At 65.9% G+C, this 13,555-nt stretch carries 13 protein-coding genes and 1 tRNA gene; 6 read left to right on the top strand and 8 right to left on the bottom strand.

Annotated features, from left to right (window positions below; genetic code table 11):
* Positions 1–101: 101 nt before the first annotated feature.
* A complete protein-coding gene (gene lexA, locus V5G24_RS11700) occupies positions 102–821 on the top strand; it encodes a transcriptional repressor LexA (protein WP_394083084.1) in 720 nt (239 codons plus the stop codon).
* Between the two features lie 42 nt (positions 822–863).
* Here the strand turns inward: lexA and V5G24_RS11695 are convergent, their stop codons facing one another.
* Positions 864–3,146 (bottom strand): ComEC/Rec2 family competence protein, encoded by a 2,283-nt coding sequence (locus V5G24_RS11695; RefSeq protein WP_394082497.1) that lies wholly within the window; start codon positions 3,144–3,146, stop codon positions 864–866.
* Positions 3,147–3,273: 127 nt separating this feature from the next.
* On the opposite strand from V5G24_RS11695, the gene gltX reads away from it, so the two are divergent.
* Both gltX and V5G24_RS11685 read left to right on the top strand, forming a co-directional pair.
* A complete protein-coding gene (gene gltX / locus V5G24_RS11690; RefSeq protein ID WP_394082499.1) occupies positions 3,274–4,689 on the top strand; it encodes a glutamate--tRNA ligase in 1,416 nt (471 codons plus the stop codon).
* Positions 4,686–4,964, top strand: coding sequence for a sulfurtransferase TusA family protein (locus V5G24_RS11685; RefSeq protein WP_394082501.1), 279 nt, complete (start codon positions 4,686–4,688; stop codon positions 4,962–4,964). Before gltX ends, V5G24_RS11685 begins: the two co-directional genes overlap by 4 nt.
* Positions 4,965–5,036: 72 nt before the next feature.
* Here V5G24_RS11685 and V5G24_RS11680 read toward each other — a convergent pair whose 3' ends face one another.
* Entirely contained in the window at positions 5,037–6,203 is a 1,167-nt protein-coding gene (locus V5G24_RS11680) for a M20 aminoacylase family protein (RefSeq protein WP_394082503.1), read from the bottom strand.
* A 156-nt stretch (positions 6,204–6,359) separates the two neighbouring features.
* Here V5G24_RS11680 and V5G24_RS11675 point away from each other — a divergent pair.
* Positions 6,360–6,435, top strand: a tRNA-Lys gene (locus tag V5G24_RS11675).
* Positions 6,436–6,518: 83 nt separating this feature from the next.
* On the opposite strand, the gene V5G24_RS11670 is transcribed toward V5G24_RS11675, so the two are convergent.
* Positions 6,519–7,790: a sensor domain-containing diguanylate cyclase gene (locus V5G24_RS11670; RefSeq protein WP_394082505.1), complete on the bottom strand. Its 1,272-nt coding sequence runs from the start codon at positions 7,788–7,790 to the stop codon at positions 6,519–6,521.
* 254 nt (positions 7,791–8,044) lie between these two features.
* Positions 8,045–9,745: a methyl-accepting chemotaxis protein gene (locus V5G24_RS11665; protein WP_394082507.1), complete on the bottom strand. Its 1,701-nt coding sequence runs from the start codon at positions 9,743–9,745 to the stop codon at positions 8,045–8,047.
* 69 nt (positions 9,746–9,814) lie between these two features.
* On the opposite strand from V5G24_RS11665, the gene V5G24_RS11660 reads away from it, so the two are divergent.
* Positions 9,815–10,243 carry a cupin domain-containing protein gene (locus V5G24_RS11660; protein WP_394082509.1) on the top strand — a complete coding sequence of 143 codons (429 nt, stop codon included), beginning with the start codon at positions 9,815–9,817 and terminating at the stop codon, positions 10,241–10,243.
* A 12-nt stretch (positions 10,244–10,255) separates the two neighbouring features.
* On the opposite strand, the gene V5G24_RS11655 is transcribed toward V5G24_RS11660, so the two are convergent.
* Positions 10,256–11,125 (bottom strand): histidine phosphatase family protein, encoded by an 870-nt coding sequence (locus V5G24_RS11655; RefSeq protein WP_394082511.1) that lies wholly within the window; start codon positions 11,123–11,125, stop codon positions 10,256–10,258.
* 127 nt (positions 11,126–11,252) lie between these two features.
* Between V5G24_RS11655 and V5G24_RS11650 the strand changes: the two genes are divergently transcribed.
* Entirely contained in the window at positions 11,253–11,603 is a 351-nt protein-coding gene (locus tag V5G24_RS11650; protein WP_394082513.1) for a hypothetical protein, read from the top strand.
* Positions 11,604–11,729: 126 nt separating this feature from the next.
* On the opposite strand, the gene rpsI is transcribed toward V5G24_RS11650, so the two are convergent.
* The 3 genes from rpsI to V5G24_RS11635 all read right to left on the bottom strand — a co-directional run bounded on the left by rpsI (position 11,730) and on the right by V5G24_RS11635 (position 13,460).
* Positions 11,730–12,206, bottom strand: coding sequence for a 30S ribosomal protein S9 (gene rpsI / locus V5G24_RS11645; protein WP_394082515.1), 477 nt, complete (start codon positions 12,204–12,206; stop codon positions 11,730–11,732).
* Positions 12,207–12,208: 2 nt separating this feature from the next.
* On the bottom strand, positions 12,209–12,670 hold the full coding sequence (rplM, locus tag V5G24_RS11640; RefSeq protein WP_394082517.1) for a 50S ribosomal protein L13: 462 nt from the start codon (positions 12,668–12,670) through the stop codon (positions 12,209–12,211).
* A 205-nt stretch (positions 12,671–12,875) separates the two neighbouring features.
* Positions 12,876–13,460 (bottom strand): NAD(P)H-dependent oxidoreductase, encoded by a 585-nt coding sequence (locus V5G24_RS11635; protein WP_394082519.1) that lies wholly within the window; start codon positions 13,458–13,460, stop codon positions 12,876–12,878.
* Positions 13,461–13,555: the final 95 nt, after the last annotated feature.

Genomic DNA, 13,555 nt, shown 5'->3' with positions numbered 1-13,555 from the left:
AAAAGGAACAGCTAATGCTTGTTCATGATTTGTTTCGGTTTCAATGATCTCTTGCGGGACATCGCTGCCGAGACGGAAGCGGGATGGGGACGGGTGAGACCATGCTGACGCGCAAGCAATATGATCTGTTGCGTTTCATCCATGAACGCCTGAAGGAAACCGGCGTCCCGCCCTCCTTCGACGAGATGAAGGAAGCACTCGACCTTCGCTCAAAGTCCGGCATTCATCGGCTGATTACCGCCCTGGAAGAGCGCGGCTTCATTCGCCGCCTGCCCAATCGCGCCCGGGCGCTGGAAGTGGTCCGCCTGCCGGACAGCGCAGCCCCCGGCCTTGCCGCGAGCCGTGCGGCCACCGCCGGCGGGCGCGGCTTCTCCCCGAGCGTGATCGAGGGCAGCCTCGGCCGTGTGCGCCCGCCGTCGGAGGATGAGGAAACCGCGCCGACGGTGACCGTGCCGGTCATGGGCCGGATCGCCGCCGGATCGCCCATCTCGGCTATCCAAACCCGCAGCCACACCTTGAACGTGCCGCCCGAAATGCTGGGCACCGGCGAGCATTTCGCCCTGGAGGTGCGCGGCGACAGCATGATCGAGGCCGGCATCCTGGATGGCGACACGGTGCTGATCCGCAAATGCGACAGCGCCGAGACCGGGGACATCATCGTCGCCCTTGTGGACGATGAGGAAGCCACATTGAAGCGCCTGCGCAAGAAGGGCGCATCCATTGCGCTGGAAGCCGCCAATCCGGCCTATGAGACCCGGATCTTCGGCCCGGACCGTATCCGTGTGCAGGGGCGTTTGGTCGGCCTGATGCGCCGCTATTGAGTTTTCCGGGTTCAACCTGATTTCGGTCCTCACTTGGCGGCGTCAGCGGGCGGCATCGTCCTCGATCTGTGAAGCGGACCCCGCTTCTCTTTCCCCCTCGGTGACCGGCGGAAGAAGTGGCATCCACGGGCGCTGCTGACGTGCGGACCGCGCCGGGACGATGCGCCATCCCTCAAGCGATGCCTGCCCCTCGGGCGCACGAAACAAGGCCAGCGTGCCGGTATTGGCCATGTCTGTGGGCGTGACGACCCTCGCCGGGCATTTTTTCGGCGCCGGGTGGGGGCTCACGATCAGCGCCGCGTTCAGGCAGTCCGCCTCAAGCCCCTCCGGCCGACGGGAGACGGCGAGCACGCCGCCCGAGGTGGTGGCCGTGCATCCCAGCCGGTCGCAGCGAAACGCGTCGGCAAGGCCCTCGGACTGCGCGGTGCGGCTATCGCTCTCCCGGCTCAGCCATTGGTCCGCCACCATCCGATTGGAAGTCGCCCCGAGGATGGAAAGCCGCCCATCGCCCGCGCGCACCGCCACCGTGCGCCCGTTCGGCGCGATCAGAATGTCCGGTCGCGGCGGCGCGCCGCCGAGGCCGAGGGCCACGAGCGCCGGAACAAGCGCGATCGCCGCGAGCCGTCCCCGCAGCAGGCACAGGCACAGCAGGGCGAGGCTCGCGGCGAGCACCGAAGGCGGGTTGAACCAATCGGTCCGCAACCCGGCGCCCGGCAGCGCGGCCACCTTGTCCGACACGCCCACCATGATGTCGATGCCGAGCCCCATGATCGGCCAGGCCAGCGAATCCAGTCCGAACGGCAGCAGCAGCACGCCGAGCAGGCCGAACGGCATCACCAGGAAGCTCACCGCCGGCATGGCGGCGAGATTCGAGAGCAGGCCATAGGCGCCGATGCGCTGGAAATGCAGGGCGCCATAAGGCGCCGTCGCGAGGCCCGCGACCAGGGAGGTCAGCGCAAGGCCGCCCACGAACAGGGCGATCTTCAGCGCGATGCGCGCCACCGGCCCTTCGGCCGTCCATCCCAGGCGCAGCGGGCGCAGCCGCTCGAACGCCGCCACCAGCGCGAGCGTCGCGGCAAAGGACATCTGCATGCCGGGATCGAGCACCGAAACCGGCGCCGCCGCCAACACCAGCACCGCCGCCACCGCGACGCTGCGCAAGGTCAGCGCGGCGCGCCCCACGATCACCCCCAGCAGCACCAGGCCGAGCATGAGGAACGAGCGCTGCGCGGCGACATCATTGCCCGACAGCACGAGATAAAGCGCGCTTCCGGTCAGCGCACAGAGCGCCGCGAGCGATTTGACCGGCGCCCCGAGCGCCAAGGGCGGGAACAGCGCCAGCAGCCCGCGCACCAGCGCGAACAGCGTGCCCGCCACCAGCGCCATATGGAGGCCGGAAATCGACAGCACATGGGTGAGGCCGGACAGGCGCATGCTTTCTTCCACCGCCGGCGCGATGGAGGAGCGATCGCCAGTCACCAGCGCCACGGCGATGTCGGCGGCGGCACCGCTCAGCACCAGGCGGATGCGGGCGGCGAGCGCGACCCGCACGCCATGAACCAGGGCTGCGATGCGCACCGCTGTCGGCGGCGCTTGCGCGAGCGGCGTTGCTTTCGGCGGACCGAGGGCGAAGCCCACCGCATCGATGCCGGCGAACCAGGGCGCCCGGCCGAAATCATGCGCCCCCGCCATGGCCGGCCCGAGGGGCGGCAGCAGGCGCGCGGAAACGCTGATCCCAGCGCCGACACTGGGCGCCGATCCGCGCGGGAGGGAGAGGCGCACCCGCTCGGGCTTGAAATCCAGCCCCTTAGCCTGCGCGGTCTCCACCCGCAGCAGGATGCGGTCGGCGGTGGCGCGTTTTTCCAGATGCTCGACGAATCCGGTCAGCCGCACGCTGCCCGCCGGCGGAATCAGGATCGGCCGGGTGATGCGGGCGGTCTGCAGGCAGGCGAGCGTGAAGCCGCAGGCGAGCGCCGTCGCGCCCGCGAGCACCGCGAAGGAAGAGGCGCGCGCCCGCGCCGCCAGGGTTGCGGTCAGCATCACCGCCGTCAGCAGGAGACATGCGACGAGCGAGGGTTCCTGGTCGGCACCGAAATAGAGCAGGATGCCGGCGGCGAACAGCACCGGCAGCCAGAGCACCAGCCGCCCCGCCTCCGCCTCGGCGCGGATATCGGCGGCGATGCCGGTGAACAGGCGGGCCCGCAGTGCCTCCAGGGCACCGAACGGGCGCGGCGCGGCCTGCCCCGCGCCCCAGACAGCCGCCCGCGCGCCGCGCATCTCTGCGCGCGGTGGTTCGTCCTCGCCGGTGTTTGATGTTCCCGCCATGCCCCCGCGTTCCCCAACGCGCGCGCCTATGCTACACGGGCGCCGCCCGCGCGCCATATGCCGGCGGTGCACACAGCATCCCGGCGGCGCGCCCGCCCCGCTCCAGCCCCCTTTTCGGCGGACCTTCATGTCAGAGATCGTTACGCGCTTTGCTCCTTCTCCCACCGGCTTCCTGCACATCGGCGGCGCCCGCACCGCCTTGTTCAACTGGCTCTATGCCAGGGCGAAGGGCGGCAAGATGCTGCTGCGCATCGAGGACACGGACCGCCAGCGCTCGACGAAGGAAGCCATCGACGCGATCCTCGACGGCCTGACCTGGCTCGGCATCGAATGGGACGGTGACACGGTCTATCAGTTCGCCCGCGTCGCGCGGCATCAGGAAGCGGTGGCGCAGATGCTGGCGCTGGGCAATGCCTATCCCTGCTATGCCAGCGCGGAAGAGCTGGAGGAGATGCGCGAGACCGCGCGCAAGGAGGGCCGCCCGCCGCGCTATGATGGCCGCTGGCGCGATCGCGATCCCGCCGAGGCGCCGCAAGACCGCAAGCCAGTGATCCGCCTGCGCGCCCCGCAGGAGGGCGAGACCGTGATCCACGATCTGGTGCAGGGCACCGTCACGTTCCCGAACAAGGATCTGGACGACCTCGTCCTGCTGCGCTCCGACGGCACGCCCACCTATATGCTGGCCGTGGTGGTGGACGACCATGACATGGGTGTCACCCACATCATCCGCGGCGACGACCATCTCACCAATGCCGCGCGCCAGACCCAGATCTATCGCGCGCTCGGCTGGCCGGTGCCGGAGATGGCCCATATCCCCCTGATCCACGGGCCGGACGGCGCCAAGCTCTCCAAGCGGCATGGCGCGCTCGGCGTCGATGCCTATCGCGCGATGGGATATCTGCCGGCGGCGCTGCGCAATTATCTGGTGCGCCTCGGCTGGAGCCATGGCGACCAGGAGATGTTCTCCACCGAGGAGATGATCGCCTTGTTCGATCTCGACCATGTGGGCCGCTCGGCCGCGCGGTTCGATTTCCAGAAGCTGGAAAACATCAACGGGCATTACATCCGCGCGAGCACCGATGATGAATTGTTCGAAGCGGTCATGGCGCTCATCCCCTATCTGCCGGATGGCGCCGCGCGGCTCGCCAAGATGACGACCGAGCACAAGGCGCAGCTGCGCGCCGCCATGCCCGGGCTGAAGGAGCGGGCGAAGACGCTGGTGGAATTGCTCGACAATGCCGGCTTCATCTTCGCCGAACGGCCCCTGCCGCTGGAGGAGAAGGCGAGCGCGCTGCTCACCGGCGAAGCGCGCGCCCATCTCGGCGCGCTCCTGCCCGCGCTTGCCGCCGCCGAATGGACCGTGCCGGCCACCGAAGCGGCGGTGCGGGCCTATGCGGAGACAGCGGGCATCAAGCTCGGCGCGGTCGCCCAGCCGCTGCGCGCCGCCCTCACCGGGCGCACCACCTCGCCGCCGATCTTCGATGTGTTGTCGGTGCTCGGGCGCGAGGAAAGCCTTGCTCGGCTCAAGGAGCAGGCCGCGTGATCGGCCCGTTTCCGCGCAAGGCGCCGTCGGATGGGCCGCAGGCCGGCCCGTGCGACGTGCATCTCGACCTCAAGGGGCTGAAATGCCCCCTGCCCGCTTTGCGCACCCGCAAGGCGCTGGCGACCCTCGCGCCGGGAACGCTGCTGATCGTGACCTGCACCGACCCCATGTCGGTCATCGACATTCCCCACATCGCCCAGCAGACGGGCGATGTGTTCGAGGGGCATAAGGTGGAAGCCGGGGTGCTTGAATTCCGCCTGCGTAAGGCCAAGTAATCGCGGAAAGCAAGGTGTGATCGCGGTCCGCGAATCATCGCGGAACCGCTCGACGCAGGGCGCCGCCGCGGCTCAGGCCGGTTGCAGCGCGGTTTCCACCAGGCGCACCCAATAGGACGCCCCGAACGGGATCGCCGCATCGGCGAAATCATAGGCGGGATGGTGCAGGCCGGCGCTCGGGCCGTTGCCCACGAAGATATAAGCGCCGGGGCGGGCTTCCAGCATATAGGCGAAATCCTCGGCTGCCATCAGGGGTGGCGCGGTCCCGTCCACCTGCGGCGCGCCGGCGACGTCCTCCGCAACGCGCTGGGCGAAGGCGGTCTGAGCCGGATGGTTCACGGTGACGGGATAGCCCTCGACGAACCGCACTTCGGCTTGCGCGCCGAACGCACCGGCCACCCCTTCCGCGATCTGCTTCACCCGTTCGCGCAATTGCAGGCGCACGGCGGGAGAGAGGCTGCGCAGCGTGCCGGTGAGTTTCGCGCTCGGCGGCAGCACATTGTCCGCCTCGCCGGCGTGGAACATGGCGATGGACACCACGCCCGAGTCCAGCGGGTCCACATTGCGCGCGACCACCTGCTGCAAGGCGGTGACGATGGCGGCGCCGGTCAGCACGACATCCACGCCCTCATGGGGCTTGGCGGCGTGGGAGCCCTTGCCTTCGATGGTGATTTCGAGATGATCGGCGGACGCCATGATGGCGCCCTCGCGGATGCCGAAACAGCCCACCGGCAGGCCCGGCAGATTGTGCATGCCGTAGACTTCGTCGATGCCGAAGCGCTCCATCAGCCCGTCCTGCACCATGGCGCGGCCGCCCGCGCCGCCTTCCTCCGCCGGCTGGAACACCATGATCGCCGTGCCGGCGAAATTGCGCGTCTCGGCGAGGTGCCGCGCGGCACCCAGCAGCATGGAGGTGTGCCCGTCATGGCCGCAGGCGTGCATCTTGCCGGGGGTCTTCGAGGCATAGAGCGCGCCGGTGCGCTCGAGGATCGGCAAGGCGTCCATGTCGGCCCGCAGCGCAATGGTGCGCCCCGCCCCGCCCGTGCCGCGGATCACGCCCACGACGCCGGTGCGCCCGATGCCCGTGACCACCTCGTCGCAGCCGAACGCGCGCAATTGCTCGGCGACAAAGCCCGAGGTGACGGGCAGATCATATTGCAGCTCCGGGGTTTGGTGGAGCTGCTGGCGCCAGGCGGTGAGTTCGTCCGCCGCATCGGCGAGACGGTTGATGACGGGCATGAAGGGCCTCCTTCTCGGGCGGATGGTGCGCGCGGGCGCGGGATGCGGTCAATACCGCCCAGGCCGGTAATCGGGCGCACACGGGGGCTGCGCACAGGCAGTTTCCCTTAGCCACCTTGACCCTGCGGCCCGCGCGGCCTAACACCCATGCCCAGTGAGCCCGTAGCTCAGCCGGTAGAGCACGTGACTTTTAATCATGGGGTCTCGGGTTCGAATCCCGACGGGCTCACCATTCAGACCAGCGGCCTGACACACAAGCAGCTAGGTTTCAGCAGCCTGGTTTCGCCCCGCGCCGCACGCGTGGCCTGACAGCGCCTAGGCGACGTGGAGTTCGAGCCGGTCGCGGCCGCTGTTCTTGGCGCGATAGAGCGCTTCGTCGGCATGGCGCATGAAGTCCACGACGGTGAGATCAGTCGCGTTCCTCGCGGCGCAGATGCCGATGCTCGCGCTGACGGACGTCAGATAGGGATGGATTTCGCTCCAGGGCTCGCGGGCCATGGACGCGCGGATGCGCCGGCCGACCGCGACGGCGCCCTCGGCGGTGGCATCCGGCAGCAGCACCGCGAATTCCTCGCCGCCGAAGCGGGCGGCGAGATCGATCGACTGGCGCACCGCCTCGTGGACGATCGTGGCCGTGCGTCGCAGGCAATTGTCGCCGACCACATGGCCGAAGCGATCATTGACCGATTTGAAATGATCGATATCGATAAGCAGCAGCGAAATCGCCCCCCCCTCGCGGCGGCAGCGTTGCCAGGCTTCCTCAAGCCCGGCGTCGAACCTGCGACGGTTGGGAAGGCCGGTCAGGCCGTCGGTGGCGGCCATCGCGGCGAGATCAGCCAGTGCGCGTTTCAGCACCGAGATGTCGGAATGGGTGAAATAGCCGATGCCGCTCGCGGTGCGGCGCGCGATCACGCGGCGCCAACGCCCGCCCGGCAGCTCGACCTCGAACGGCGCGCCGGCGAAGCGGATATTGTCGAGCACGGACGCATCGACGACGCGGCTCAAACTCCCCGCCTTCGCCCACGCGCGCTTGACGATATCAACCAGTGTCAGCCCGATGATCGGTTCGCCGGGCGCGATGTCGTAGAGCGCCCGGAACTCACTGTTGACGGCGATGATCTTGTCGTTCTGGTCGAGCACCATCGCACCGTCGGCGATGTAATCGAGTAGATCGATGGGAAATTCGTTCCAAACGGCCGGATCCGGTGCGTGGTTGTTGTCATCGGAAAGTTCATGCCAGATTCGGATGCGGCCGCCATCCGGAGTCTGAAGAGATGCCACGCGCAGACGACGACCATTGTGCGTGAAAACGAAGGGCCGTGTCTGATTGCGATGCCGATCCACGCCCTCGTCAATATAGCGCTCTATGTTCAACATCTCTTCTTCAGACAATCTGCCAGCATAAAATCGACGCAAGTTTTCCCTATAGGGCTCGCCAGAATAGACCTGCCCATGATGCTCGGGAAAAAACCGTGTGAATGCAGGATTCCAAAAAATAGTGCGGTCTTCTGAGTCAAAAAGACATACAGCTATATCTATAGTGTCCAGCAATGTTGATATAAAGAAATAACCACTTTGTTCAGACACGGGTATGCTCTAAAAGTTTTCGCTGCGTCCAATATTAGGTCATCCCGTATGGTGGTAACAAGCGCTTCTTTCGTCGCGGTATTATGGTATTGACGCGCTATCACTTTTACGATTTTTAGAAGATATTTCTTCGCAATCCCCGCAAATATGTCCTTTCCATTTGAAGCATTCTCGGTGAAACTCAGGCAAGAAAATGCCATAAGGACATTATGCTTGCCTGCTTTTTCAAAATAACTCCGGTTTGTGACAAAGTATTAACGCGTCGATTCCGAAGCGTCTGCCAGGAGGGCGGCCATTTCTCCGTTCAACCGCTCGGCGAAATGGGAAACCTCCGTGGCGACGCTGCGCGCCTGCATCGCGCCCGAGCGAATCTCTTTCGTCTTGCCGGAAACCTGGGTGATCATCTGGCTCACGGAATGAGTCGTTGCCACCTGCTGTTGAACGCCGGCGGACAGGGCGACAAACACTTGGCTCACCTGCCCGACATTGCCGGAAATATCGCTGACGGCGGTCGCGGCTTCGGTGCTTGTGGCTTGGACCGCTTCCACCTGTGTCCGGATCTCCTTCGTGGCATTGGCGGTCTGCACGGCAAGCGCCTTGACCTCCTGCGCCACGATCGCAAATCCCCGCCCGGCTTCTCCCACGCGCGCCGCCTCGATGGTCGCATTCAAGGCGAGCAAATTGGTCTGGGCGGCGATCTTCTCGATCAGCGCGGTCACAGCGCCGATGCGCCCCACGCTGTCGGCCAGTCCGCGCACCAGGGTGTCGGCGGATGTGGACCGGTCGGCCGCGTCCTGCGCCATAGTCGCCGCGTGGTGGATCTGCTTCGAAATTTCGTCGAATGAGGCGGCCATTTCCACGGCCGCGGCGCTGACGGAGGAGGCCGCGCTCTCCGAGCCCTCGCTCAGCTCCAGCAGCGTGTCGCTCTCCGCGCTCATGCTGGTGGCGGTCTGCCGCAGGCCGTCGACCACCTCGGTCACCCCTGCCGCGACTTCGATGCTCTTGGTGATGACCGACCAGGTCAGGATCGGGCCGAGATAGGCGCCGTGCGAATCGTGTGCCGCCGACACCCGCAATTGCAGCGTCTCCGGGCCCACGCGAATCTTCGCCGAATGGGGCAGGTTCTTCGGATCCGCGAGCATCGCGCGCTGATGCTCGGGATGCTTGTGGAAAATGTCGATCGAGGTGCCGACCAGATCATCCGCCTTGATCGGCAAATATTTCTCGATGCGCCGCAGCGTCTCGAGGCTTGCCTTGTTGGCGTAATTGATCTTGAGATCTTCTTTTTCGCACGTCATCACATTGATCGGCAGTTCGTCGATCATATTGAGCAGATGCTCGGCCTTCTGTTTTTGATCCAGAATCTTCGTGACGCGGTTCCAGGTGAGTTGCGCGAAACGATATCTTCCGCGTGCATCCAGGATCGCGTTGATGTTGAGATCGAGCGTCTCGTTGCCGGCGCGGATGACTGTCTGGTACGGCAGCTTGCTGGGATCCTGGACGATCCGGCGGGCGTGCGCGGGCTGCGCGTGAAAGACATCCAGCGAAGATCCGACCACCGAATCGGGCGAAACATGCAGCACGTGCTCGATTTCCCGCAGCAATTCACGAGACTTATGGTTGGCATATTGAATGATGCAGCTGGTCGGATCGCACAGCATGATGGCGAAGGGCAGATGGTCGAGAAATTCCATGCCCGCAAAGTTGGAGCCTGTCGTGCGTGGCATGGCGATAACTTGAGCTTTGGACATTGCGTTTCCTTCTGCCTTGGTCCCCCCAAGCACAGGCCATGACCAATTTGCCATGCCGGGCGAAGTAAGACCGCGCAGCCGCAAAATCCCTTTGAAAGCTTGTGTCTGGCTGACTTTACCGACGCGCGCGCGGAAAACCTGCGATCCGGTGGACACGAGGTGCGCCACCTTCTTCATAAAACTGATTTTATTGATCTTGCTCAAATTTTTGAGGCTAAAAGAAACGGTGCGCTCAGATCGGCACCGCAAGGAATGGGACGGCAAGGAATGGGCATGTCACATCGGCAATTCGCCATATCTCTCGGCATCGCCGCGCTGTTCGCTTCGGGTGCCGCCTTCGCGCAAGGCGAATCACCGGTCGTGGTGAAGCCGATCGCATCCTCGACCACGACCGCGTCGGGCCAGCCGATCCATTTTCCGCCCGGCGACGCGCGTGTCACCTTCTCGGAATATGTGATTGCGCCGGGGGCGCGGCTTCCGGCGCACAAGCACCCCTATCCGCGCTTCGCCTATGTCCTGGCCGGCACGTTGTCGGTGACCGTGGAAGCCACGGCGCAGACCTTCACCTATAAGCCCGGCGACGCCATCATCGAAGTGATCGACCAATGGCATTTCGCGGTCAATGACGGGCCGGAGGCGGTCCGCCTGCTGGTGGTGGACACCTTGCCCGACGGCGCCGCGAGCACGATCATCAAGCAATAGCCGACACGCAGGCTAGAGGGCGCAGCGGGTCTGCGCTGTCAAGCCGTTGGGCGCGCCCCATTCGTTGGACGGCAGGGTGGCGAAGGCGCCGTCGAACACCTGCCGCTGCATGGTGAAGCGCACCGGCTTGCCGTCGGGGTCGAGGTCCACGATCCAGAAATAATCATAGGTCGCCGAAGGCCAACTGGCCGGAACATCCGGCAGCGCGCCAAGGTGCAGCAGCTGGCGCAGCGTCACCTCCTGGCCGGGGTTGGCCGCTTCCAGGGCCGCGTCGGCGATGTGATCGTGCTCCCACACCATCACGACCGTCTGGCCGGTGAAGCGCGGATCGGTCAACACATCGTGCACGGCCTGCTGGGTGCGCGAGGTGACAAGCTGGGTGAAATCCGCCTTGCGGGCGCGCTTCCCCGGATCGCGCCCGCCCGTCTTCGGCTTCTGCTCCGTGGACGCGGCGGCGGGCGCGGAGGGGGGCGGCGCCGGCGGGGCGATTGTGGCGGCCGCCGCCTTCGCGCGCTTCTTGCGCGGGCTGGTGGGGGCCTCGGGAAGGGCGGTATACATCACCACCGGCAAAGCCCAGGTGGCGGCGGCGGGCGCGGCGAGCTCCATGGTGTGCAGCGTCACGGCAAGGATGGCGGCGGGCGCCGTGCCGGCGGGAAACAGGCTGTCCTTCGCGCCCTTGCCGAGATACTGCGCCGCGAGCGCCTGGGCGCGTTCATTGCCCACCGGGCACAGCCGATAGGCATCCTGCTTCTCGCCATGGCGCAGGATGATGATGCGCGCGGGCGCAGCGCTCGCCGGCAGGGCCGCGAAAAATCCCGCGCCGGTGAGGACGAGGGTCAGCAGGCTGCGAAAAGCGAGGCGCGAGAAGCAAAACGCGGCCATGAAACATCCCCCGGTAACGGTCCCGCCGGACCTTACCAAAAGTCGCGGCATCCGCCATGCTCCTGCCATAGCTTGCCAATGTCCCCGCCCTCGCCTATGCGAAGCGACGCCATTGTCGGGGGGTTCCATGCAGAAGGTCTGGTCTTGGGTCGGAGGCGTCGCCATCTGCACGCTCGGCGTGGCGATGGTCGCGGCGGTGGCCGATCCCGCCGCGGCGCAAAGCTCCGCGAACCCGCCGCACATCACCATCCAGCCGCACAATCCCAATGTGATCCACCTGCCGGTCATTCCGCAGGGCAGCTATCTGGACCCCGGCCCCGGCGCGGCGATCAAGCCCGACGTGGGGCTCGGCGACGATCGCAACGAGGATTATGTCTTCCCGCCGAATATCGACGGCTATATGGGCTCCTCGCCTCCGGGCGATCCGACCGACAACGGCCAGTGGAGCCCCCTGCCCGGCGATACGCCGAGCTTCTGAGACGCGCGCCCCGGTGACGGGGCGCCGGTTTCGGGTCGCGATCCGCGCGGCTTTTGGGCGCGGGACACAAAAAAGGCGGCGGGGAAAACCCCGCCGCCTTTTTTGTTTGATCCCCGAAGGGAAAAATCAGCGCTTCGAGAACTGGAAGCTGCGGCGAGCCTTGGCACGGCCGTACTTCTTGCGCTCGACCACGCGGCTGTCGCGGGTCAGGAAGCCGCCCTTCTTGAGCGGGCCGCGCAGCTCGGGCTCGTAATAGGTGAGCGCGCGGGAGATGCCGTGGCGCAGCGCGCCGGCCTGGCCGGAGAGGCCGCCGCCGGAAACGGTGCAGACCACGTCATACTGCTCTTCACGGGCCGCGGCCTGGAAGGGCTGGTTGATCATGAGGCGCAGAACGGGACGGGCGAAATAGACCACCACGTCGCGGTCGTTGACCGTGATCTTGCCGGTGCCGGGGCGGATCCAGACGCGGGCGACCGCGTCCTTGCGCTTGCCGGTGGCATAGGCGCGGCCGAACTTGTCCAGCTTCTGGACGTGGACGGGGGCCTCCACGATGCTGCTCTGGTGAGAATCGAGCGCGTCGAGGGACTGAAGAACCTCAGCCATGATCAGTTCCTCACATTCTTGCGGTTGAGGCTGGCCACATCCAGCGCCACGGGCTGCTGCGCCTCATGGGGATGGGTGCCGCCCTTGTAGACGCGCAGATTGCCCATGATCTTGCGGCCGAGCGGGCCACGAGCGAGCATGCGTTCCACGGCCTTCTCGATGACGCGCTCGGGGAAGCGGCCTTCCAGCAGGAACTTGGCGGTGCGTTCCTTGATGCCACCCGGGAAGCCGGTGTGGTGGTAATAGACCTTCTGCTCGCGCTTGCGACCGGTCAGAACCGCCTTCTCGGCATTGACCACGACGACATTGTCGCCGCAATCCACGTGCGGGGTGTACAGCGGAAGGTGCTTGCCCTTCAGGCGCATGGCGATGATGGTGGCGAGACGGCCCACGACGAGCCCGGTCGCGTCGATCACCACCCATTTCTTTTCGATTTCGGCAGGCTTGGCCGAATACGTCTTCATGGATCGGTTTCCGAATGAGAAAGCCGGTCCCCACGAAAAGATCGCAAGGCCTCCGGCAATGGACGGGGCTTGTAACCCAGAGCCGGCGCATCGTCAACGCGGCGGGCTGCCAATTTATCCATATGTTTCAATTGCTTATTAAAATGGTGTCATAGCACCACATTTCAAGCCTCTTTTCCGGCGCGATAAAGCCCGCTCCCTTCGTTCAGCGCGCATCCCGTCCGAGCGCCTCGACCTGGCGCAGCCAGCGGGCGCGCTCTTTCGGAGTTGCCGCATCCACCAAGCCGAAGAGGCTGTGGCGCACCGGGGTGATGCCGACGAAATCCAGGATGTTGCGTTCCAGCCCGAGCACGCCATGGGCGAAGAAATACCAGCGATAGATCAGCGCCGGCATGCCCATGGTCACGATCACCCGCGCCGAGCGCCCGCCGAGCAACTTGTGGGGAAAGCCCGGCCCGGCCTGGATGAAGGCGAAGCCGGGGCGCATCAATTGCTCCAGGAACGCCTTCAGCAAGGCCGGCATGGTCCCGAGCCAGAGGGGAAACAGCAACACCACGTGGTTCGCCGCCAGCAAGGCGTCGCGGGCGGGCAGCAGGTCGTGCGGCATGGTGCCGGTCTCGAAATCCGCCTGGGTGCGCATCAGCGTGAAATCGAGCGTCGCCACCTCCACCCGCTCGACGCTATGGCCGCCGGCGCGCGCGCCGCACGCATAGGCCTCCGCGAGCGCATGGCACAGGTGTCCGCCGTGCGGATCGGGATGCCCCTGTATGATGAGGATGGATTTTCCCATGGCGTTCCCCCTCGTGCGCACCGTGCGGGGCGGAGGGGGAAAGCGCATTGATCCGGATCAGGGCGCGACGTTGCGGAAGCGGCCTTTCCGGCGGG

The sequence above is a fragment of the Roseixanthobacter finlandensis genome (assembly GCF_043195105.2).
Taxonomy (GTDB): domain Bacteria; phylum Pseudomonadota; class Alphaproteobacteria; order Rhizobiales; family Xanthobacteraceae; genus NCEH01.
Note: the sequence above shows the minus strand (reverse complement) of the source record. Positions and strands in the feature narration are given on the sequence as shown.

Excerpts from the sequence above, each read along its gene's own strand:
- V5G24_RS11680 (WP_394082503.1), bottom strand. The coding sequence starts at position 6,203 with ATGCCCGTCATCAACCGTCTCGCCGATGCGGCGGACGAACTCACCGCC.
- V5G24_RS11635 (WP_394082519.1), bottom strand. The coding sequence starts at position 13,460 with ATGGGAAAATCCATCCTCATCATACAGGGGCATCCCGATCCGCACGGC.
- V5G24_RS11655 (WP_394082511.1), bottom strand. The coding sequence starts at position 11,125 with ATGGCCGCGTTTTGCTTCTCGCGCCTCGCTTTTCGCAGCCTGCTGACC.
- V5G24_RS11695 (WP_394082497.1), bottom strand. The coding sequence starts at position 3,146 with ATGGCGGGAACATCAAACACCGGCGAGGACGAACCACCGCGCGCAGAG.
- lexA (WP_394083084.1), top strand. The coding sequence starts at position 102 with ATGCTGACGCGCAAGCAATATGATCTGTTGCGTTTCATCCATGAACGC.
- V5G24_RS11660 (WP_394082509.1), top strand. The coding sequence starts at position 9,815 with ATGTCACATCGGCAATTCGCCATATCTCTCGGCATCGCCGCGCTGTTC.
- V5G24_RS11650 (WP_394082513.1), top strand. The coding sequence starts at position 11,253 with ATGCAGAAGGTCTGGTCTTGGGTCGGAGGCGTCGCCATCTGCACGCTC.
- gltX (WP_394082499.1), top strand. The coding sequence starts at position 3,274 with ATGTCAGAGATCGTTACGCGCTTTGCTCCTTCTCCCACCGGCTTCCTG.
- rplM (WP_394082517.1), bottom strand. The coding sequence starts at position 12,670 with ATGAAGACGTATTCGGCCAAGCCTGCCGAAATCGAAAAGAAATGGGTG.
- rpsI (WP_394082515.1), bottom strand. The coding sequence starts at position 12,206 with ATGGCTGAGGTTCTTCAGTCCCTCGACGCGCTCGATTCTCACCAGAGC.